The sequence below is a fragment of the Rhodococcus cerastii genome (assembly GCF_033042195.1).
GTDB lineage: Bacteria > Actinomycetota > Actinomycetes > Mycobacteriales > Mycobacteriaceae > Rhodococcoides.
This window is the reverse complement of the sequence record NZ_JAWLKF010000002.1, coordinates 118,162-138,319: the sequence shown is the minus strand read 5'-3', so window position 1 is coordinate 138,319 and position 20,158 is coordinate 118,162. Positions and strand designations below refer to the sequence as shown.

Annotated in this window: 18 protein-coding genes; 6 read left to right on the top strand and 12 right to left on the bottom strand. The window is 65.9% G+C overall.

All coding sequences use genetic code 11. The annotated features are described in order from the left end of the window. Positions 1–15: 15 nt before the first annotated feature. The gene (locus tag R3P93_RS04925; protein ID WP_317532518.1) at positions 16–1,302 is read right to left on the bottom strand and encodes a lysine N(6)-hydroxylase/L-ornithine N(5)-oxygenase family protein; all 1,287 of its coding nucleotides are present in this window, start codon (positions 1,300–1,302) and stop codon (positions 16–18) included. Between the two features lie 347 nt (positions 1,303–1,649). On the opposite strand from R3P93_RS04925, the gene R3P93_RS04920 reads away from it, so the two are divergent. Next, positions 1,650–2,756 (top strand): ABC transporter substrate-binding protein, encoded by a 1,107-nt coding sequence (locus R3P93_RS04920; protein ID WP_143536496.1) that lies wholly within the window; start codon positions 1,650–1,652, stop codon positions 2,754–2,756. Positions 2,757–2,828: 72 nt separating this feature from the next. Here R3P93_RS04920 and R3P93_RS04915 read toward each other — a convergent pair whose 3' ends face one another. Continuing rightward, a complete protein-coding gene (locus R3P93_RS04915; protein WP_094668663.1) occupies positions 2,829–3,245 on the bottom strand; it encodes an HIT family protein in 417 nt (138 codons plus the stop codon). Positions 3,246–3,313: 68 nt separating this feature from the next. Between R3P93_RS04915 and R3P93_RS04910 the strand changes: the two genes are divergently transcribed. Continuing rightward, entirely contained in the window at positions 3,314–4,105 is a 792-nt protein-coding gene (locus R3P93_RS04910; RefSeq protein WP_094668664.1) for an HAD-IIA family hydrolase, read from the top strand. Here R3P93_RS04910 and purB read toward each other — a convergent pair whose 3' ends face one another. Then, complete coding sequence (purB, locus tag R3P93_RS04905) at positions 4,106–5,530, bottom strand: adenylosuccinate lyase (RefSeq protein ID WP_317532517.1); 1,425 nt, start codon at positions 5,528–5,530, stop codon at positions 4,106–4,108. A gap of 153 nt (positions 5,531–5,683) precedes the next feature. Here purB and R3P93_RS04900 point away from each other — a divergent pair, with 153 nt between their 5' ends. Continuing rightward, positions 5,684–6,334, top strand: coding sequence for a DsbA family oxidoreductase (locus tag R3P93_RS04900; protein WP_317532516.1), 651 nt, complete (start codon positions 5,684–5,686; stop codon positions 6,332–6,334). A 104-nt stretch (positions 6,335–6,438) separates the two neighbouring features. Here the strand turns inward: R3P93_RS04900 and R3P93_RS04895 are convergent, their stop codons facing one another. Further along, positions 6,439–7,077: a TetR/AcrR family transcriptional regulator gene (locus R3P93_RS04895; protein ID WP_300520757.1), complete on the bottom strand. Its 639-nt coding sequence runs from the start codon at positions 7,075–7,077 to the stop codon at positions 6,439–6,441. Positions 7,078–7,138: 61 nt separating this feature from the next. Here R3P93_RS04895 and R3P93_RS04890 point away from each other — a divergent pair, with 61 nt between their 5' ends. Next, complete coding sequence (locus R3P93_RS04890; RefSeq protein ID WP_317532515.1) at positions 7,139–8,158, top strand: threonine aldolase family protein; 1,020 nt, start codon at positions 7,139–7,141, stop codon at positions 8,156–8,158. Positions 8,159–8,190: 32 nt separating this feature from the next. Here R3P93_RS04890 and R3P93_RS04885 read toward each other — a convergent pair whose 3' ends face one another. The 5 genes from R3P93_RS04885 to R3P93_RS04865 all read right to left on the bottom strand — a co-directional run bounded on the left by R3P93_RS04885 (position 8,191) and on the right by R3P93_RS04865 (position 15,157). Continuing rightward, positions 8,191–9,339 (bottom strand): pyridoxal phosphate-dependent aminotransferase, encoded by a 1,149-nt coding sequence (locus R3P93_RS04885; protein WP_317532514.1) that lies wholly within the window; start codon positions 9,337–9,339, stop codon positions 8,191–8,193. 104 nt (positions 9,340–9,443) lie between these two features. Next, positions 9,444–10,280 carry a DUF559 domain-containing protein gene (locus tag R3P93_RS04880; RefSeq protein WP_317532513.1) on the bottom strand — a complete coding sequence of 279 codons (837 nt, stop codon included), beginning with the start codon at positions 10,278–10,280 and terminating at the stop codon, positions 9,444–9,446. 264 nt (positions 10,281–10,544) lie between these two features. After that, on the bottom strand, positions 10,545–11,795 hold the full coding sequence (purD, locus tag R3P93_RS04875) for a phosphoribosylamine--glycine ligase (RefSeq protein ID WP_317532512.1): 1,251 nt from the start codon (positions 11,793–11,795) through the stop codon (positions 10,545–10,547). A gap of 78 nt (positions 11,796–11,873) precedes the next feature. Beyond that, positions 11,874–13,904, bottom strand: coding sequence for an ArnT family glycosyltransferase (locus R3P93_RS04870; RefSeq protein WP_317532511.1), 2,031 nt, complete (start codon positions 13,902–13,904; stop codon positions 11,874–11,876). Continuing rightward, the gene (locus tag R3P93_RS04865) at positions 13,901–15,157 is read right to left on the bottom strand and encodes a bifunctional glycosyltransferase family 2/GtrA family protein (RefSeq protein WP_317532510.1); all 1,257 of its coding nucleotides are present in this window, start codon (positions 15,155–15,157) and stop codon (positions 13,901–13,903) included. The genes R3P93_RS04870 and R3P93_RS04865 overlap by 4 nt, the downstream gene beginning before the upstream one ends. A 114-nt stretch (positions 15,158–15,271) precedes the next feature. Here R3P93_RS04865 and R3P93_RS04860 point away from each other — a divergent pair, with 114 nt between their 5' ends. Continuing rightward, a complete protein-coding gene (locus R3P93_RS04860) occupies positions 15,272–15,697 on the top strand; it encodes an HIT family protein (RefSeq protein ID WP_149404970.1) in 426 nt (141 codons plus the stop codon). A gap of 10 nt (positions 15,698–15,707) precedes the next feature. Here the strand turns inward: R3P93_RS04860 and R3P93_RS04855 are convergent, their stop codons facing one another. Beyond that, positions 15,708–16,232: a winged helix-turn-helix transcriptional regulator gene (locus R3P93_RS04855; RefSeq protein ID WP_317532509.1), complete on the bottom strand. Its 525-nt coding sequence runs from the start codon at positions 16,230–16,232 to the stop codon at positions 15,708–15,710. Between the two features lie 74 nt (positions 16,233–16,306). Between R3P93_RS04855 and R3P93_RS04850 the strand changes: the two genes are divergently transcribed. After that, entirely contained in the window at positions 16,307–17,722 is a 1,416-nt protein-coding gene (locus tag R3P93_RS04850) for an MFS transporter (RefSeq protein WP_094686815.1), read from the top strand. Here the strand turns inward: R3P93_RS04850 and R3P93_RS04845 are convergent. Then, positions 17,705–18,361, bottom strand: a complete 657-nt coding sequence (locus R3P93_RS04845; protein ID WP_068055835.1) for a response regulator — start codon at positions 18,359–18,361, stop codon at positions 17,705–17,707. The genes R3P93_RS04850 and R3P93_RS04845 overlap by 18 nt on opposite strands. Then, the gene (locus R3P93_RS04840; protein ID WP_068055832.1) at positions 18,358–20,022 is read right to left on the bottom strand and encodes a sensor histidine kinase; all 1,665 of its coding nucleotides are present in this window, start codon (positions 20,020–20,022) and stop codon (positions 18,358–18,360) included. Before R3P93_RS04840 ends, R3P93_RS04845 begins: the two co-directional genes overlap by 4 nt. Between the last annotated feature and the right edge of the window lie 136 nt (positions 20,023–20,158).

Sequence of the window (20,158 nt, the reverse complement as noted above, 5' to 3'; positions counted from 1 at the left end):
TCGTCCTCACCCGATTCACACCACCGATCGCACCCTCGCGCCCACAGCGGACTTCACGATCTCACCGCTGCGAACAGCGATGTTGGACAGCAACGACGAGGTCAGACCATGCGTGTGCTCGGTGCCGCCCTGCAGATAGATCGAACCCGCACTCGGTTCACGCGTCACGAGTCGGTAGTCACGCGTCACGCGAGGCCCACGGGAGTCGTATTCGACGTCGTCGAACAGCGGACCGAGGATTTCGGGTAGGTCGAGGGACGTGAAGCCTGTGGCATAGACGACAGCGTCGCACAGTATGTCCTCGGTCAGCCCCGTCGGGCCGTGCTCGACGGACACACGAACGCCCGACGGCTCCTCGGTGGCTCGGATCAACCGGGATGCTCCGTGCACGAACAACCGGCGCTTCCCGCTGACTCGCTCGGAGTACTCGCGTGCGTACAACTCCTCGATCAACGGCAGGTCGACGGCGGAGTAGTTGGTGCCGCGGTGATAGTGCAGTAGTTGCTCGCGCAGTGTGTGCGACGACGAATAGAAGTCGTCGACGGCCGTCGGATCGAAGATGCGATTGGCGTAGGGGCTGTCGTCGGCCGGGCTGTATCCGTACTTGCGCAACACCGCGTGCACCGACGCGTCGCTGTACGTCGAGTGCAGGTAGTCCACCACCTCGGCGGCACTCTGCCCGGCACCGACGACGGCGAAGGTGCGATGCGTCCGCGACGGCAACCGATCGAGCTCGCCGAGAAGATCGTGGTTGTGGAACTGTCGCGCCGACGCCGTGACCCCGTCGGGCAGGGTGGCGGTCAGTCCTCCGGCGAGCACGATGTTGCGTCCTCGCACGGTCCCGGTTCGCCGCCCCTCGGTGCGGACGCCGTAGCCGTCGCCGGTGTCGACGACGTCCAACGCTCGGGTGCCGTAGTGCACGGTCGCGTCGACTTTGCCTGCGGCCCAAGCCAGGTAGTCGTGGAACTCGAGCCGGCTCGGGAAGAACGTCTGCAGGTTGATGAAGTGATTGAGCCGACCCCGTTCCGACAGATACGCCAGAAAGCTGTACTCACTGCTGGCATTGCGTTGGGTCGCCAGGTCTTTGAGGAACGAGATCTGCATGGACGTCCCTGGCAACAGCATGCCGGGGTGCCAAGCGAATTCATCCTTGGATTCGACGAAGCAGGCCGTCAATCGCTCTGCCGGCGAGCACATTCGATTGTGCTCTTCGATCGCGATGGCCAGGCCCAGATTCGAGGGCCCGAAGCCGACCCCGACGATGTCGTAGGTGCCGTCGGAAAAATCGTTGTGCGAGGTCATCGACGGCTCGCCCCCGCGGTTCGATCGGCGGGGCCGGCGAGGTGCGGATCGGCATGAACGAGGCCTACACGGTGGATCGCTCCACCGAGCTCGGTGCGGTGCATAGAGCGTCTCCTTCTACTTGCGGACGAGATTCGGGGTGACGCCGGCGAGGGTCCGTCGATGGCCGTCTCGGCAGTGCCCAGCGTCCTGGCTCGATGTCATGAGCAGCGCTACTTGCCTACCGTAGGCTAACCTAACATTTCCTGGTCTACAACGGCTCCGTCGTGCGCCGAGTGCGCCCGGACACGTGTGTGGCCCTCGATCTCGTCGGTTCACCGTCCATCATCGAACGCGAAAGTGAGCGCATGTCTTCGACAAGAATCCGCACCATGGGGCGATACACAACCGGCCCTCGCGCCCTCACTGGAGGTATCGCGGTGCTCGTGCTTCTCGTCGCTGCAGCGTGCAGCGGCGGCACCACCGACACCGAGGTCGTCGACCTGAACGCGAACCCCGCCGCGTGCGGCGAGAACGACCTCGTCGATGCAGTCGACCGAGCATCGGGACCGTTCACGTACACCGACGGTCGCGGACGCACGATTTCGCTCGATGCTCAGCCGACGAGAATCATCGCCGACGAGGAATCGGCAGCAGCGCTGATGTCTTACGGCATCAGACCCATCGCCATCTGGTCGACCACTCCGATGTCCACCAGCCCGATTCTGAGCTGCTCCGATCTCACGGGCATCGAATCGGTCGGCGAGAGCTGGGGGACATTCGATGTCGAGAAAGCCGCCAGCCTCGAACCGGATCTCGTCATCGGCGAGTACAACCCTCGATTCGGCCAGTTCGGCAAACTGACCACCACAGCCGACTCGTCCAAGGCCGACACGATCGATCAGCTCGCCCCCACTCTGGGGGTCACCTTGGATACGACCTCGACGGCACAGACCATCGAGAACTACGCCGGACTCGCATCCTCGCTCGGCGTCGACCTCGACACGCCACAACTGGCCGACATCAAGGCCGAATTCGACGCCGCTGTCGCGAACTTCGAGAAGGTTGCCTCCGAGAGTCAGGACCTCACCAGCGTCGGCGTCTGGCCACTCGACGTCGCTTACGTCCTCGATCCGTCGGCAGACCCGGACTTCAGCGACTACCAACGGTGGGGCCTGAAGATGTACACCCCCGACGGCACCGATGACGGGTACTGGAAGAAGGTGTCGTGGGAGAACGTGTCGACCGTCGACGCCGACGTCGCGTTCGTTTATCACGACGTCGCCAACGCCGCCGACGTGAAGCTCGCCGATATTCCGAGCCGCTACCCGGCCTTCGACACCATCGCTGCCGTCGACAAGCAGCAGATGGTGTTGTGGGACTACGGTGCCAACAAGAGCTACAGCCGCTACACGAACACAATCGACATCTATGCCGACGCGCTGTCCAAGGCGAAGAAGGTCACGCCCGAGTAATTCGGCGGACCATGAGCCACGGGGTCACCGGAAGGCATCTGCCGGTGGCCCCGAACTTCGTCGAGGCGGCCATCACAGCGCGGCTGCGATCTCTCCGGCCTGCCGGTCCAGTTCCGATCGTTGCGGCGACGACGGCCGAGCCCGCAGGCCGAAGCCGTCCCCGATCATGCGTGGGATGACGTGCAGATGCACGTGGAAGATTTCCTGACCGGCGACCGTGCCGTCGGCGAGAAAGAAGTTGACGCCGGCGACACGCGAATTGCTGGCACGCACAGCGGCGGCCACCTTCTGCCCCACCACGAACAGGTGCGCGCCGATCTCCGGCGGCAATTCCGCCAGCGTCCGATACTGCTCCTTGGGCACCACCAACACATGTCCGCTGGTGAGCGGCCTGATGTCCATGAACGCAATCGCTGTCTCGTCCTCGTGGACGCGAGAAGCCTCGGCCGTCCCGGCAATGATCTCGGCGAAAATCGTGTAGGGGTTCACACCTTCCGAGCGTAGGCGCTCGGGGCTCTGAAGCTGCGCGGCCCCGGCCCGGAGACTACTGTTTGCCGATGAGCATCGGCGGGGTTCTCTTCGACATCGACGGCGTTCTCGTCACGTCGTGGCAGGCGGTGCCAGGGGCAGCAGAGACTCTGAAGTACCTGGACAGCAAGGACATTGCTCGCGCCTTCCTGACGAATACGACGTCCAAAACCCGTGGACAGATCGCTACGGCGCTGCGCGAGGTGGGACTCGACGTGCATTCGGACGAGATCGTCACGGCCGCGTCGCTCACCGCGGATCATCTGCGTGAGAACTATCCGGACGCGCGGGTGGTGCTGATCAACAACGGTGAGATCGCAGGCGACATGCCTGGAATCGAATTCGTCGACGAGACGTCCGAGGATCCCGATGTCGTCGTCGTCGGCGGGGCAGGCCCGGAGTTCACCCACGAGCGGCTCAGCCGCGTCTACGACTGGCTGTGCCGGGGCATTCCCGTCGTCGCGATGCACCGTTCGTTGATGTGGAGCACCGGAGCCGGACTGCGCATCGACACCGGCATGTACCTCGGCGGTATGGAACAGGCGTCGGGACACACCGCGAAGGCCATCGGCAAGCCCGCTCCGCTGGGATTCCGGACGGCGTCCGAGCGGATGGGGGTCGACCCCGACGACGTCGTCATGGTCGGCGACGACCTCGACAACGACGTCCTCGCCGCCCAGGTCGTCGGGATGACCGGCGTGCTCGTTCGCACCGGAAAGTTCCGTCAGGACGTGCTCGACCGACGCATCACCGACGAATTCGCGATGGAACCCGACCACGTGATCGACTCCGTGGCCGACCTCCCCGGTGTCCTCTCCTGACTACAGAATCGGCGACGGGCTGTACGACGCCCCGGCGGGGAACTTCGCGATCAGACGCTCCACTGCCGAGACGACCGCACTGACCTGCGCGTCGGCGGCACCGACGAATGCCGTCTTGTCGGCCAGTGCAGCGTCGAGGGCAGCGCGGTCGAGTGGCAGCCGATCGTCGGCGGCCAGACGGTCGAGCAGGTCCGGTTCCAGTCCCTGCTCACGCATCGCCAGCGCAACCGCGACGGCGTGCTCCTTGATCGCCTCGTGCGCCGTCTCGCGTCCGACGCCTGCGCGCACGGCGGCCATGAGCACCTTGGTCGTCGCGAGGAACGGCAGGTAGCGGTCGAGTTCCTTCGCGATGACGGCCGGGTACGCACCGAATTCGTCGAGCACCGTCAGGAAGGTCTCGATGAGACCGTCGATGGCGAAGAAGGCGTCGGGCAGCGCGACGCGGCGCACCACGGAACAGAAGACGTCGCCCTCGTTCCACTGTGCACCGGCGAGCTCGGCGGCCATCGAGCCGTAGCCGCGCAGCACCACCTGCAGGCCGTTGACGCGCTCGCACGAGCGAGTGTTCATCTTGTGCGGCATTGCCGACGAGCCCACCTGGCCCGCCTGGAAGCCCTCGGTGACGAGTTCGTGGCCTGCCATCAGGCGCACGGTGTGCGCGAACGAGGACGGACCGGCACCCACCTGGACCAGTGCGGAGACGACCTCGTGGTCGAGTGAACGGGGATAGACCTGGCCGACGCTCGTCATCGTGTGCCGGAAACCGAGGTGATCGGCGACGATGCGCTCGAGCGCGACGAGCTTGGCGGAGTCGCCGCCGAACAGGTCGAGCATGTCCTGCGAGGTACCCATCGGACCCTTGATGCCGCGCAGCGGGTAGCGCGCGATCAGCTCCTGCACCCGGGACAGGGCCAACAGCAGCTCGTCGGCGGCCGACGCGAAACGCTTGCCCAGAGTGGTCGCCTGAGCTGCGACATTGTGACTGCGACCGGCCATGACCAGCGAGGAGTACTCGGCAGCACGCTCGGCCAGCCTCTTCGCGACGGCGACGCCGTGCGCGTGGACGTGCTCGAGTGAGCGCAGAATCTGCAGCTGCTCGACGTTCTCGGTGAGGTCGCGACTGGTGAGCCCCTTGTGGATGTGCTCGTGGCCGGCGAGGGCGTTGAACTCCTCGATGCGGGCCTTGACGTCGTGCCGGGTGACGCGCTCACGCTCGGCGATCGACGCGAGATCCACCTGATCGACGACGGCTTCGTAGTCCGCGATGGCCGCGTTGGGGACGTCGACTCCGAGCGAGGACTGCGCGCGCAACACGGCGATCCACAGTTGGCGTTCGAGGGCGATCTTGTGCTCCGGCGACCACAGCTCCACCAGTTCGGGACTCGCGTAACGGGTGGCCAGGACATTCGGGATGCTCACGAGCATCCAGCTTACGTGGCGCAGTTGTCGGTCTCGGAAGACGACTGCACTGTTTCGGAAAAGGACTCCAGTACCGGCCTCCCGCGATCCCTCTTCCTGGTGCCGGCGGCTTCGCCGCCGTGTGGAATAACCGACGCGCGCTCCGATGTTGGAGCCGTCGTGAGCCGAACAGTGAAGGTCGACATCTGGTCCGATATCGCGTGCCCGTGGTGCTTCGTCGGCAAGCGCCGTTTCGAGGCAGGCGCTGCGGAGTTCACCGCCGGGGGCGGGGCGCTCGAGGTGGAGTTCCACTCGTTCGAGCTGGCACCCGACACACCGGTCGACTTCGACGGCAGCGAGGTCGACTTTCTCGTCTCTCACAAAGGTATGCCGGCCGCCCAGGTCACGCAGATGTTGGCGCAGATGACCGAGCTGGCCGCAGGCGAGGGGCTCACCTACGACTTCGACGCCGTGCAGCACACCAACACCGTCAAGGCGCACGAGCTCCTGCACTTCGCCAAGTCGAAGGGCAAGCAGGTCGAGATGAAGGAACGGCTCCTGGCGGCCTACTTCGAGGAGGGCCGCCACGTCGGCCGCACCGATGACCTCGCCGACCTGGCCGCGGAGATCGGCCTCGACCGTGACGAGGCGGCCCGGGCGCTCAAGTCCGAGGAGTTCCTGCCGGCAGTGCACGCGGACAAGGAGCAGGCCATCGCCTACGGGATCAGCGGTGTGCCGTTCTTCGTGATCGACGGACGGCTCGGTGTGTCCGGCGCACAAGAACCGTCGGTGTTCGTCGACGTGCTGCAGAAAGCCGCTGCCGGGTCATGAGCGGTCCTTTGGAGATTTTCGGCGACGACGGCCCCGTCTGCGAGGACGGCGTGTGCGAGGTGCCGCCGATCCACGACGCAGACTCCGGCGAGACCGACCAGTAGTCAATCGGCCGACACCGGTTCCGCCGGTGCCACGATGTCGATGACGGCCAGCAGCATGCTCCGGGCCATGTGACGGGGGTCGGGGTCCACTTCGCTGAGCGCTCCGACGACGGCTCCGTCGACCACTGCCACGAGTCGTCGTAGCTGCTCTTCCTGCACGGTTCGGCCCGATCTGCGCAGTACGTCGGTGAGCAGGTCGTCGATCTGGGCGCGCAGCCGCAGCTGCACTTCTCGTAGTTCGGGATGCCGGGCCGAGGCGATGAAGCGCTCGTATCGCGCGATCAGCTGCTCGTGGCCGTCCTGTGGCCCGATCAGCAGGTCGACGATGAGGTCGACCGTCGATTCCATTTCGTTCGAGCACTTGCCCTCGTCCTCGATGCGGCCGCGCATGACGTCGATCTCACGGGTTCCGACGACGTCGACCGCCGCGGCCACCAGGTCCCCGAGGGACTCGAAATAGTAGGTGGTCGACGCAAGAGGAAGCCCGGCTCGCGCGGCCACCGATCGGTGCCGCACCGCGTCGAAGCCGCCCTCGACGAGAAGGTCCGCGGCCGCAGACGCCAGTGCCTGCCGGCGGCGCACCCCCTTCGGAGTCGCACCCGACACCTTGTGCTGCGACTCGGTCGGACCTGCGGACATTCAAGTCATCGTGCCAGCTCGAGGCCGTTCGTCGGACTGCTTTCGCGCTATGGAATTGTCGATGCTCGTGGCACATCGAACGATCGACCTTCGCTCCGACACCATCACCCGACCCGATTCGGTCATGCGAAAAGCCATGGCCGACGCCGAAGTGGGCGACGACGTCCTCGATCACGATCCGACGATGGCAGCGCTGGAAGAAGCGGTGGCAGGTCTGCTCGGGTTCGAGTCGGCACTGTGGGTTCCGTCGGGGTCGATGGGCAACATCATCGCGCTGATGCTGCATCTGCAGCGCGGCGATCGCTTCCTGGCACCGGAGCACGCGCACGTGCTGGGGTCCGAGCTCGGTACTGCCGCATGGTTGGCAGGCGGGATGCCCGACGCCCTCCCCCACGACGCTGGCCCCGGCCGCCCTCTCGCGTCGACGGTGCGTGCGAAAGCGGGCGGTGCCGGACCGTACTTCTCGCTACGGACGACGCTGCTGTCGCTCGAGAACACCCACAACTTCGCTGGCGGGACCGTGATCGGCCCTGACGAATGGGCGGAACTCGTTGCCGCCGGCCGTGATTGCGGGCTGAAGGTCCACCTGGACGGCGCGCGCCTGTGGAATGCCGCTGTCGCCCTCGATGTTCCGATCGTGTCGCTCGCTGCCGGTGCCGACACGGTGCAGGTGTGCCTGAGCAAGGGCCTCGGCGCACCGGTCGGCTCGATGCTCGTCTCGGATTCCGAACGTATCCACGAGGCACGACGCGTCCGAAAGATGTTGGGCGGCGGCGTCCGTCAGGGTGGCGTGCTGGCCGCTGCCGGTCTCGTCGCGTTGGATCGAATCGGTGATTTGGCCCAGGATCACGCCAACGCGGCGACACTCGCCCGCGGGCTTCGGGATCGGAACTGGGACGTCGCCGAGCCCGAGACCAACATCGTGCTCGCCACTGTTCCCGATCCCGTACAGACGGTCGCAGAGCTGGCCGAGCTGGGGATCGCCGCGGTGACCGTCGCGGGCAAGGTTCGCTTCGTGACCCATCGAGACGTCGACGCCGCCGATATCTCCGAGGTACTGGAGCGGCTGCGCCGCACGTGAGCAGAACCTCGTAGTGGGGGTCGAAGTTTCGCTCACATGCGACGTAGTCGCTCCAACGCTTCCTGAACATCGGCGGTCGTGCCCGCGAACGAGAATCGCACCGTGTGGTTCCCGCGGACGGTGTCGAAGTCGACACCCGGTGCCAGTGCGACGCCGGTCTCGGACAGCACTCGCGCGCACCAACTCCGTGCATCGTCGGTGAGGTGCGCGATGTCGGCGTAGACGTAGAAGGCACCGTCGGCCGGTGCGAGATCGGTGATGCCCAGGGCCGGCAAACCGTCGAGCAGTATTCGGCGATTGACGGCGTAGCGCTCGACGTGTGAATCCAGCTCGACGCGCGACTCCTCGGTGAACGCCGCGATGGCCGCCACCTGAGAGATCGCCGGTGGGCACACCGTCATGTTCGACGCCAATCGTTCGACGGCCCTGCGCAATCGGGTCGGCAGCAGCATCCAACCGAGTCGCCACCCGGTCATCGAGAAGTACTTCGACACCGATCCGATGGCGACCGATTCTTTCGATGTCTCCCATGCGCTCGACGTATGCGCATTGCCGTAGGAAATGCCGTGGTAGATCTCGTCCGAGATCAGCAGGGTTCCGTGCTCGTCGCACCAGCGCGCGATGGCGGCGAGTTCGTCCGCGTCGATGATCGTGCCGGTGGGATTGGCGGGGCTCGCGATGATCAGACCCGCGGGCGGCTCGGGCAGCTCCTCGAGCATCGCGACGGTCGGTTGGAATCGCGTGCTTTCGAGGCAGTCGAGCTCGACGACGCGGCAGCCCAACGCCGCCAACGTGTTTCGATACGCCGGATAGCCGGGCCTGGCCATCACGACGGTATCCCCCGCGTCGAACGCTGCGAGGAACAGCAACGTGAACGCGCCCGACGAGCCGGTGGTGATCACCACGTCCGCGGCGTCGACGGTGATGCCGTACCGCGCGCTGTGGTGCTCGGCGATAGCGCGACGCAGCGGCAGAATCCCCAGCGTCTCGGTGTACCCCAGCAGATGCGAATCCAGAGCCTCGCGGGTAGCGCGCAACACCGGCTCGGGCGCTCGGGTGGCGGGCTGACCTGCAGCAAGAGAGAGCACGTCGCCGTGAGTGCGCGCCCGCTCGGCCGCCGCGGCGAACACATCCATCACATGGAACGGCTCGACCTTCGATCGCTGCGATTCACTGTGCATTCGACCGACACTACTGATCCCGGTTCGCTCGGCGCAGGTGCGGTGAGTGTCCACTATTCGACCTCGCAGACGGGATCCCGCTCTCGGATGCTCATTGTGGACACTCAGCTCAGTGCTTTCCGACGACGTCGCACGGTGTCGATGATCTGCCGCACCACGTCGTCCAGGTTTGCCATCACCATCGCGGCCGAGTAACGCAAGACCAGCCACCCGTCGAGCTGCAGCGCGTTCTGCCGTACCCGGTCGTGAGTGAATACGTCCGGCGCACTGTGGAATTCACGCCCGTCTATTTCGACGATCACCCGTGCCCGGCGATCCATCAGATCCGCGTAGTACGGACCCACCTCGGCGTTGATCTCCAGAAAGTAGCCCGCCGCGGTCAGTGCCCGGGCCACCATGCGTTCCGGTTCGGACAGAGTCCGCGGGCAACACAGTCGCAGTTGCCTTCTCACTTCGGTGATGCCGGCCATCCCCGCCGACTTCTCGCATTGCACTGCAACTCCGCGCCAGCTCACCGATCGGCTCAGTGCAGAGTCGAAGAACTTCTCCAGAGCAGGTCGGGTCAGCGAGACAGCGACGTCGACCATGGTCTGCTCGATGGTCACCACCGGCAGACCGTCTGCGAAGCTCGACTCGGTGAGACTTCGCCGATACGCGCGCAGCCACTTCGGGCCGCGTGCTCGGGTGTCACGAGGCACGGTGATCTCCACCTGCTCGGGCTCGCGGTCGAGCAGGTTCCACCACCACGCTGCCGTGAGGTGACTGAGCACTGCGTGCGGTTGCCACAGCGTCGCGGCAACACAACGGTCGCGATACGTCGGTTCGCCGGTGCAGTAGATGCTCGGGAGCAGCCGGGTCAGTGTGCCGACCTTCGTTCGGTAGATGATTGCGCCCTCGCTGACGCCCGTGTCCAGCAGCTGTTGCCTCGTGTAAACCCCCATGAGTGACAGCCTGGCGTCGAATAGCTGCCCGTGGGCACGCGATTCGAGAAATGTGGATAACGCTGCTACCTGTGGACAACTGACCTGAGTGTCCACTTTTCGCGGCGTCGCGCGGGATCGCGTGTGCTATGCGAAATAGTGGACACTCACCGCACACAGCCGACCCAGCACACGCAGCCGGAGCAGCACCGACCTGACTGTCCACAATTGGCCATCAGAATCGCAATCCCGAACGCCGGCCGAAATAGTGGACGATCACCGCACCTACAGCGTGATGCGACCCTCCACCGCAGCCAGGCCGATGTCCGTCCGGAAGTGGCTGCCCGGCAATCGGATTCCCGCAATGCGTGAGTAGGCGTCGTCTCGGGCGGCGGTGAGGTCGAATCCGGTTCCGACCACGCTGAGCACGCGTCCGCCCGCGGAGACGACCGCGCCGTCCTTCACCGCGGTGCCGGCATGCAGCACGCCTTCGCCCTCGGAGCCAAGGATTTCGTCACCGGTGCGTGGTCGACCGGGGTAGTTCTCGGCGGCGATGACGACGGTGACGGCCGCGCCGTCCTTCCAGCGCAGCGGAGGAAGCGACGCAAGTGTGCCGGTTGCCGTCGCGTTCAACACTTCACCGAGAGGTGAGTCGAGCAGCGCGAGCACCGCCTGGGTCTCGGGATCGCCGAAGCGGCAGTTGAATTCGACGACCGCCGGACCGTCGGCACCCATGGCAAGACCCGCGTACAGCAGACCGGAGAACGGCACACCGCGCTCGACCATCTCGGCGGCAACGGGTTTCACCACATCACGGACGATCTCCTCGACCGCGCCCTCGGGCAACCACGGCAACGGGGTGTACGCACCCATGCCGCCGGTGTTGGGTCCTGTGTCTCCGTCGCCGACGCGTTTGTGGTCCTGAGCGGGCAGCAGCGGCACCACGGACTCGCCGTCGACGAGACAGAAGAGGGAGACCTCGGGTCCGTCGAGGAAGGATTCGAGCAGAACCGGGTGACCGTTCTCGAGGAGCTCGGCCGCGTGATCGCGAGCGATGAGGCGATCGGTGGTGACGACGACACCCTTGCCTGCGGCCAAGCCGTCGTCCTTGACCACCCAGTGGGGTCCGAAACGGTCGAGGGCTGCGTCGAGCAGGGCGGGTGAGTCGACGATTTCGCTGTGCGCGGTCCGCACACCGGCCGCTGCCATCACGTCCTTGGCGAAGGCCTTGGACCCTTCGATGCGTGCAGCCTCGGCGGAGGGACCGAACGCTGCGATGCCGGCCTGACGGAGGGCGTCGGCCACGCCGAGGACCAGCGGAACCTCCGGTCCGATGACGACGAGATCGGCTTCGACCTTCTTCGCCAGCGCGGTCACCGCCTCACCGGAGGCGACGTCGACCGCGTGTTGCTCGGCGAGCTTCGCGGTTCCTGCGTTGCCGGGAGCCACGAAGAGCTTCTCGACCGACGGATCGGCCTTCAACGCGAGGAGGAGGGCGTGCTCACGAGCACCGGAACCTATGACTAGTACGCGCACAGTGCATCAGACTATCTGCTCGACGCGAAAGCGCCCCGCACCTGTCACGGCGCGGGGCTCTTTCGTGGTGGTTCGGTGTTACTGCGTGAGGTCGTAGAACGTCACGTTGTCGACCGTGGTCGCGGTGAAGTTCTCGGTGACCCAGGCGGAGATTTCTGCCGAGGTCCCCGATTCCATGCCCGGCATGCCGCCGCCTCCGATGAAGTAGTGGATCTCTCCGTCGGCGACGTACTGCTGGAATTGCGCGAGGGTCGGCGAGGGGTCGGTGCCGTTGAATCCACCGACCGGCATGACGGGATCCTCGGTGGCCAGTTGGTAACCCGCAGCGGTGTTGGCCCCGATGGCCGCTGCCACCCAGGTGTACGAGTCGGCGTCCTGTTCGAGCATCTCGGTGATGGCCGCAGTCGGTGCACTGCCTTCGAGCAGACCACCCATACCGCCGCCCATACCCCGACCCGTCCCGCCCATGTCGGCCCCGCCGGCAGCCCCGGCCTGACCCGGGAAACCCGCAGGCGGTTGCATTCCAGCAGGTATCTGAACCCCGGCCGGCAACTGCATCCCGCGCTGTCCGCCCCGGCCTTCGCCCATACCGCCGAATCCGCGCATGCCGGTGTTCGGACCGGCCGAGACGATGGCTCCGGTATGCGGTGTGCCGATCGTGTCGACCGCGTAGGCAGTCGGTCCGGCGAGTCCGGCGAACATCACCGCCAGGATCGACGCCGCAGCCAGCCTGCCGCGAGTCAGTGCCGGGATCAGCAGCGCGACGGCCGCCCCGATTCCGACGACGAGAATCGCCCACTTCAGCCACGGCACGAAACTCTCACTGCGACCGAGCAACACCCACGCCATCGCGACGGTCGACGCCACTGCGACGGCCATCGCGATGCGCACCCAGTAGGTGTCGCGTCGACGCCACAGCACCACACTGCCGATGCCGACGAGAGCAGCGACGGCGGGCGAGAGCGCAACGGTGTAGTACGCGTGGAAGATTCCGGCCATGAAGCTGAACGTCAGACCGGTGACCAGCAACCACGATCCCCAGACGATCAGCGACGCGCGTTGCACGTCTGTCCGAGGGGCTCTGCCGCGCAACACGAGTCCGACGACGAGCAGGATCAACGCAGCCGGGATCAACCAGGCAATCTGGCCGCCCTGGGAGGCGTCGAACATGCGGAGGATGCCGGTCTCGCCCCAGATGCCACCGGGCATCCCACCCGCCATGCCCCCGGCCGTGTCGCCGCCCATACCGCCGCGGCCGGGGGTGACACTTCCGGTCTCGTCGCCACTGAGGCGACCGAATCCGTTGTATCCGAGCGTGAGTTCGAGGATCGAGTTGTTCTGCGAGCCACCGACCCACGGCCGTGAGGACGCCGGCCAGAATTCCACGATCAGAATCCACCATCCGGCCGAGACGATCATCGCGCCCAGCGCGCCGAACAGCTGCCACAGCCGGGTGAGGAACTTCGGCGGCCCGGCGATCAGATAGGTCAGAGCCAGCGGCGGTACGACGAGCATGACCTGGAGTTGCTTGGTGAGGAAGCCGAATCCGACGAACATACCGGTGATCAACAGCCACTTGGTCTTTCCGGTCTCGACGCCTCGCAGCAACGCCCACACCGCGGCGATCATCAGCAGCACCAACAACGCGTCGGGATTGTTGAACCGGAACATCAGTGCGGCAACCGGAGTTACGGCAAGTACCAGGCCCGCGAGCAGACCGGCCGCGCCACCGAAGCGTCGTTTGACGGTGGCGCGCAGCAGTGCCACGGAGGCGACGCCGAGAAGAGCCTGGGGCACGAGCATCGCCCAGGTGTTGAGCCCGAAGATGCGTACCGACAACGACATCAACCACAGCGACATCGGGGGCTTGTCCACGGTGATCGAATTGGCCGCGTCGGAGGATCCGAAGAAGAAGGCCTTCCACGACACCGAACCCGCCTGTATCGCAGCGGAATAGAAGGAGTTGGCCCAGCCCGACGCGCCGAGTCCCCAGATGTAGGCAATGCCGGTTCCGAAGAGCAGGGCCACCAGACCGATCAATTCCCAGCGCGGGGAGGTCACCGGTGCAGAATCGGCAGCCGCGGAGGGCCGCTCCATCGTCGTCGTCACAGGCTCTTCTCCGAACTCGCGGACTCCGAGCCTGCGTCCAGTGAACTACGGAAGACCCACCGCAGGGCGACGAATCGACACACGGTGGCAACGAGATTGGCGACGATGAGGACGGCGAGTTCGACGTGCCGGGACACATCGGGAACCCAGGCGTGCAGCACGGCGAGCGATCCACTGGTGACGAGAAGAGCGAAGCCGAAGATCGCCAGCCCCTGCAGTTGGTGTTTGCCCGCACCGTCGGGCCCCCGGACGCCGAAGGTGAAGGCACGGTTCGCCGCGGTGTTGAGCACAGCGGTGATCAGCAGCCCGAAGAAGTTCGCGGCCTGCGCGCCGATCAGGGAATGGAGCATCAGGTACAGCAGTGCGTAGGCGAGGGTGCTGGCGATGCCGATGATGCCGAATCGCACCATCTGGCTGATCATTCCGTGCGGTACTCCGGGCACGAGCGGCTCCCGTCCCAGGCTTCGGCGAAGTTCGGCGACCGGCAGTACACCGGTGGCGAGGGCACGCCCGACGCGCCAGCAGCCCTGCAGGTCCTTGACGGCGGTGTCGACGATGTTGACGCTGCTGTTCGGGTCGTCGACCCAGTCCACGGGCACCTCGTGGATGCGCAGGCCGACTTTCTCTGCGATGACGAGCAATTCGGTGTCGAAGAACCACCCGGTGTCTTCGACGAGCGGCAACAGCTGTCGGGCGACGTCGGTGCGCATGGCCTTGAAACCACACTGCGCATCGGAGAAGCGGGCGCGCAGCGAAGTACGCAGAATGAGATTGTAACTGCGCGAGATGAATTCACGTTTCGCACCGCGAACCACTCGGGACGATCGGTTGAGCCGCGAGCCGATGGCGAGGTCCGAATGACCGGACATCAACGGTGCGATCAGCGGCATCAGCGCATTGAGATCGGTGGACAGATCGACGTCCATGTAAGCCACCACATCGGCGTCCGACGCCAGCCACACTGCTTTGAGTGCCCGGCCCCGCCCTTTCTCGTCCAGATGATGAACCTGGACTCCATCGATCTCGTCGGCGAGTCGACGTGCGACAGCGAGTGTTCCGTCGGTACTGGCATTGTCGGCGATCGTGATCGAGGACCGGAACGGGATTCGGTCCTCCAGATGCTCGTGGAGACGACGAATGCACTGTTCGAGATCGGCCTCTTCGTTGTATACCGGAATGACCACCTCGAGAGTGGCCGTGGCGTTCGAGCCGGGCCGCTGGCCTGCTGCTCGTGCGAGGGAATTCGTTGTCATGACGACAACGATCGGGCCCGGACCTTGAATCGCCCTGCGACCGACCTGGCAATTACCTGGGAGCCGCGCCCACTGGTACGGCCCCGGTCGAGTCGGGTAGGGCATCCTGTTCCCATGGCTTCCATTTTCAGCAAGATCATCGCCGGTGAGATTCCGGGGCGTTTCGTGTGGCAGGACGACGACGTGGTTGCGTTTCTGACGATCGCGCCGCTCACTCCGGGCCACACGTTGGTGGTTCCGCGTGAGGAGATCGACCAGTGGCAGGACGTCGACGGTGCCGCGTTCGCCAAGATCACTGCCGTCGCGCAGATAATCGGTCAGGCCGTCAAGACCGCGTTCGATGCTCCCCGCGCCGGTCTGCTGATCGCCGGGCTCGAGGTCCCGCACCTGCACCTGCACGTGTTTCCGGCGTACGACATGGGCAACTTCGACATCTCCGGTGCCGATCCGAATCCGTCGGCGGAGTCGCAGGACGAGGCCGCAGCCAAGCTCCGAGCAGCGCTACGCCGGCTCGGCCACGAGGCTCACGTCCCGAACTGACGCATCTCGCTCAACGCAGCGGCGTCAACAGCCGCCGACGCGTCCGAAGCTGCATCGAGACCTCGTCGGATCGAGTGTCGGGGTCGTAGCCGGGGCCGATGTCGGTGTCGATGTCGTGCGGCCCCGGCGCGACGCCGCATTCGGGGCACAACCCCAGTGGCCCGAGGTCGGTTCCGCAGTCCGCGTGCAGGAATCGTCGACGCTTCCCCGCGGGTTTCGCGGTCTGTTCCTCACCCCAATAGCTCAGGGCGAACACCGCGGGCCACAGCCCTTCGAGGGCGGCGGTCGGGATGTAGTTCTCGCGCCCGCCCGCCGATGAGCGAGCGTGTCGTTCGAGTAGCCCGGCGTCGACCAGCGCGCCGAGTCGTTGCGCGAGGACGGCTTTGGAGATGTCGAGGTGGGCCTGGAAATCACCGAAGCGTCGGACGCCGAAGAAGCAGTCGCGCACGATGAGCAAGGTCCATCGCTCACCGACAAGTTCGAGGGCACGGGCCAGGGAGCAGTCCTGGCGGGCGTAGTCGATTCCAAGTGCCATGGGGCGATAGTACAGTCTGTTGACCGAACCAAGTTGGGCGTTTACAGTTCGATCACCAGACCACAAGGACGACGATGACCGATACTGCACCCTCGCCCACCGGCACCTCCAACAGCGCCCGTGCGCTCGCAATCGCAGCGCTCGGCACCCTGCTGACCCTGATGGCGTTCACCGCACCGCTCGCGACCATCAACAGCACCGCAGCCGATCTGATGTCCGACGCCGCAGGACGCACCTGGATTCTCAGCTCCATGAGCATCGGCCTCGCCGCGGCGTTGCTCACCACCGGTACGGTCGCCGACGACTTCGGACGTCGCCGCACGTTCGCACTCGGCGCTGTGGTCCTGGCCGTCGGCGCAATCGTCTGCGCGCTCGCCCCCAACACGCTGATCTTCGTTCTCGCCCGCATTCTGCAGGGCCTCGGCGGCGCAGCCGTCGTCGCGTCGAGCCTGGGCATCATCGCCCACACCCACGCGGCCGGTCCGGTGCGCGCGAAGGCCAGCGGGGTCTGGGGTGCGAGCGTGGGTGCAGGCATCGCTCTCGGCCCTCTGCTCGCCGCCGTACTGGATCGCTCGGCGAGTTGGCGTACGGCCTACGTGGTGCTCGCGATCGCCACGCTCGCACTCGCCGTCGCCGCGCATGTGCTCGTCGAAGAATCCAGGTCCGACGCCCCCCGCGGCCTCGATCCGGTCGGCGCGTTGCTGTTGGCGACGGGCATCGCCGCGTTGCTGGCCGCCTTGGTCGAGGGCAGGCAGGGCTGGACAGCCATGGCCCCGATCATCTTGTTCGTGCTGGCCGCCCTGTTGCTGGGCGCGTTCATGGTCCTCGAATTGCGCAGTGCCGCTGCGATGCTCGATCTCACCCTCTTCCGACACCCACCGTTTCTGGCCGCCACCGTCGCCGCGCTGGCCACCGGCGGCGGCATCATCGCCCTGATGTCGTACATGCCCGGATTCCTCGGAACCGTACTGGGAATCGACGCGCTCGGTGCCGCCCTGCTGCTGTTCGGTTGGTCGGCCACGTCCGTGGTCACCGCCTTACTGGCCCGCAGGCTGCCTGCGTCGCTGAGCGGTCGAACGCAACTCGCCGTCGGGCTGGTGGGCGTCGCGATCGGCATGCTGATGCTGACGGGGTTGTCCGAGAACGCATCCTGGCCACGGTTGCTTCCCGGCCTGCTCGTGGCCGGAGTCGCCAGCGGCGTACTCAACGCTGCGCTCGGCCGCGAGGCGGTGGCCAGCGTTCCCGCCGGACGAGGCGGCATGGGCAGCGGTGCCAACAACACTGCGCGCTACGTCGGGTCCGCTATCGGGGTCACCGTCGTTGCGGTGGTTGCCGTTCCGGCCGGGAGTGGAGCCGGCGGAATGACCCAAGCGATCAGCCAGAACGACGCCGGCGGACTGGTGCAGGGCTGGAACACCGCAGCTTTGGTCACCGCTGCGATATCGGTTCTCGGGGCCGTGGTGGTGTCGTTCTCACGCACCCGGCGGTAGCGAGTATTCCTGCTCCGGCCTCCCTGTCGATCCGTATCGCAGCTGCATGCGCAACCGGCCCTTGGACACCAAGGTTGCCAGATAACGCTGCGCTGTCGCGCGTGAAATGCCGATGGCTGCAGCAACTTCGCCCGCCGACATCGGGTCGGCCGTCGTGCGCACCGCATCGAGCACCAGGTCACGGGTCACGGACTGCGAGGACGGCAGCGGCGCGGCCGCGCGCGGGCGCAGCGCGTCGAGTCCGCCGTCGATGTCGGCCTGGGTCAGCTCCTCCGAACGGTCCAGAGCAGTCCGGTACGTCAGATACCCGGTGAGGCGGTCGATCAACGCCGATCGCGGAAACGGCTTGATCAGATATGTCCAGGCACCCGCGGTCATGGCCGCGCGCACCGTCTGTTGATCGGCTGCTGCCGAGAGCACCACTGCGTCGCAGGCGAGTTCGCGCACCAGGTCGATTCCCGATCCGTCGGGCAGATAGACGTCGACCAGCGCCAGATCGAACGACTGCGACGACGCCAACTCCCGAGCCTGAGCGACACTCGTCGCGACTGCGGCGACCTCGTAGTTGTCGAGTGAATTCACCAGTGCCGCATGCAGATCCGCAACCCGGAAATCGTCGTCCACGACCAGCACTCTCATTGCGAGACCTCATCTGCCTGTAGCGCATCCGGTATCGACGCGATGAACACCGCGCCTCCTCGTTCGTTCTCCTCGGTGATCTGCCCACCGGCATCGGCCAGCGTCACGTCGCCACCGCGGGTGCGCGCGATCTGCCGACTCAGCGCCAGGCCCACTCCCCGACCGCCCGGCGATTCTTCGGTCGACTTGGTCGAGACCCCCTCGACGAACACCTGCTCGGGTGCAAGGTCCACCCCGTCACCGGAATCGAGAACCACGATGTGCAACGTCGAACCGTCCTGTACCAGTTCCACTTCCACCTCGGCCGGCCGCCTCACTCCCAGCCTGGCAGCATCGATCGCATTGTCGACGAGATTGCCCAGCACCGTGGTCACGTCGACGGGGACGGCCACTTCGCCGCCGACCCAGGTGTTCTCCCCCAACACCAACCGCACTCCGCTCTCCCGCGCATGCGCGGCCTTCGCCGTCAGAAACGACCGCAGATAGGCGTCGGACACGGCGTCGATACCCTCGATGGATTCCGATCTCGGTCCGACACCGAGGATCTCGTCGATGTACTGCGACGCCCGATCCGGATGACCCTCGTGCAGCAGTCCACTGACCAGATGCATCCGATTCGCGAACTCGTGACGCTGCGCGCGCAGCACAGCGGACATCGACTGCACCGCGTCGAGCTGACGCGTCAGCGTCTCCACGTCGGTTCGGTCGCGCACGGTCAGCACCGTACCCAGATCACGATTGTCGCGCAGCACTTTTCGGGCGGCCGCAATGACCACGACCTCGTTCACGGCCGCGAGAACCGGCTCGGACGTCGGCGATTCGATGACCTCGAGCAGCCTCGGGGTCAGACCGATGTCCTCGATGCGCATCCCCGGTCTACCGTCGATCGAGAGCAGGGTGCGCGCCTCGTCGTTGACGACCGTGACGACTCCGTCGGGGTCGATGGCGACGACACCCTCACCGATTCCGTGCAACACCGCTTCTTGTTCCCGCACCAGCTCGGCGAGCTCCTCCGGCTCGAGCCCCAGAGTCAGCCGTTTCCATCTGCGCGCCAACAGAGTCGAGCCGATCAGCCCGAGCAGCAGTACGGCACCGGTCACCAACGCGCCGTTGATCAGATCTTTCACCAACTCGGTGCGCACGGCCGTCGTGGAGATGCCCACGCTCACTTCACCGATCACCACGTCGGTCGAACCGAGCGCCAGTACAGGCACTTTCGCGCGTACGGAGTCGCCGAGGGTGCCGCGCTCCTGCTCGACCACCTCGTTGCCCGCCAGCGCCCCCGAGGGATCGGTACTCACCCGCTGACCCAGAACTGTCGGATCGGGATGCGCCAACCGCAGACCCCGATCGTCGGTGATGACGACGAACAGTGCGTCGGTGCGCATTCGGGCACCCTCGGCCGCACGCTGCAGCGCTCCGCCTGCCAACACTCCCGCAGGCGCGGCGTCGGTGCCTGCGGTGTCCACGGCAGAGAACTGCTCGACGAGCGAACGCACCTCCGGGTCCGACGCCACCGTCCGCGCAACGGCCAGCGCACGTTCGCCGTATTCCTCGCTCGCCTGGCTGCCACTGCTGATGGCGAAGACCCCGAACGCCACCGCCAGAGCTACCGCCACCAGCGCTGCCTGCAACAACAGCACCTGAGTCCTCAATCGCACCCACCCAGGCTATGCGCCGAGCGGGCTCGAGCACAATGCGCAAAAGGCTCTTTTCGTTGCTTGCGCGGGTAGTGCGCACAACAGCGAACATGTGATGCCGGTTACGTAACTTCAGTCACACAACCGGTCCGACCGG

Excerpts from the sequence above, each read along its gene's own strand:
- R3P93_RS04925 (WP_317532518.1), bottom strand. The coding sequence starts at position 1,302 with ATGACCTCGCACAACGATTTTTCCGACGGCACCTACGACATCGTCGGG.
- R3P93_RS04920 (WP_143536496.1), top strand. The coding sequence starts at position 1,650 with ATGTCTTCGACAAGAATCCGCACCATGGGGCGATACACAACCGGCCCT.
- R3P93_RS04910 (WP_094668664.1), top strand. The coding sequence starts at position 3,314 with ATGAGCATCGGCGGGGTTCTCTTCGACATCGACGGCGTTCTCGTCACG.
- purB (WP_317532517.1), bottom strand. The coding sequence starts at position 5,530 with ATGCTCGTGAGCATCCCGAATGTCCTGGCCACCCGTTACGCGAGTCCC.
- R3P93_RS04895 (WP_300520757.1), bottom strand. The coding sequence starts at position 7,077 with ATGTCCGCAGGTCCGACCGAGTCGCAGCACAAGGTGTCGGGTGCGACT.
- R3P93_RS04890 (WP_317532515.1), top strand. The coding sequence starts at position 7,139 with ATGCTCGTGGCACATCGAACGATCGACCTTCGCTCCGACACCATCACC.
- R3P93_RS04885 (WP_317532514.1), bottom strand. The coding sequence starts at position 9,339 with ATGCACAGTGAATCGCAGCGATCGAAGGTCGAGCCGTTCCATGTGATG.
- R3P93_RS04880 (WP_317532513.1), bottom strand. The coding sequence starts at position 10,280 with ATGGGGGTTTACACGAGGCAACAGCTGCTGGACACGGGCGTCAGCGAG.
- R3P93_RS04865 (WP_317532510.1), bottom strand. The coding sequence starts at position 15,157 with ATGACAACGAATTCCCTCGCACGAGCAGCAGGCCAGCGGCCCGGCTCG.
- R3P93_RS04860 (WP_149404970.1), top strand. The coding sequence starts at position 15,272 with ATGGCTTCCATTTTCAGCAAGATCATCGCCGGTGAGATTCCGGGGCGT.
- R3P93_RS04855 (WP_317532509.1), bottom strand. The coding sequence starts at position 16,232 with ATGGCACTTGGAATCGACTACGCCCGCCAGGACTGCTCCCTGGCCCGT.
- R3P93_RS04850 (WP_094686815.1), top strand. The coding sequence starts at position 16,307 with ATGACCGATACTGCACCCTCGCCCACCGGCACCTCCAACAGCGCCCGT.
- R3P93_RS04845 (WP_068055835.1), bottom strand. The coding sequence starts at position 18,361 with ATGAGAGTGCTGGTCGTGGACGACGATTTCCGGGTTGCGGATCTGCAT.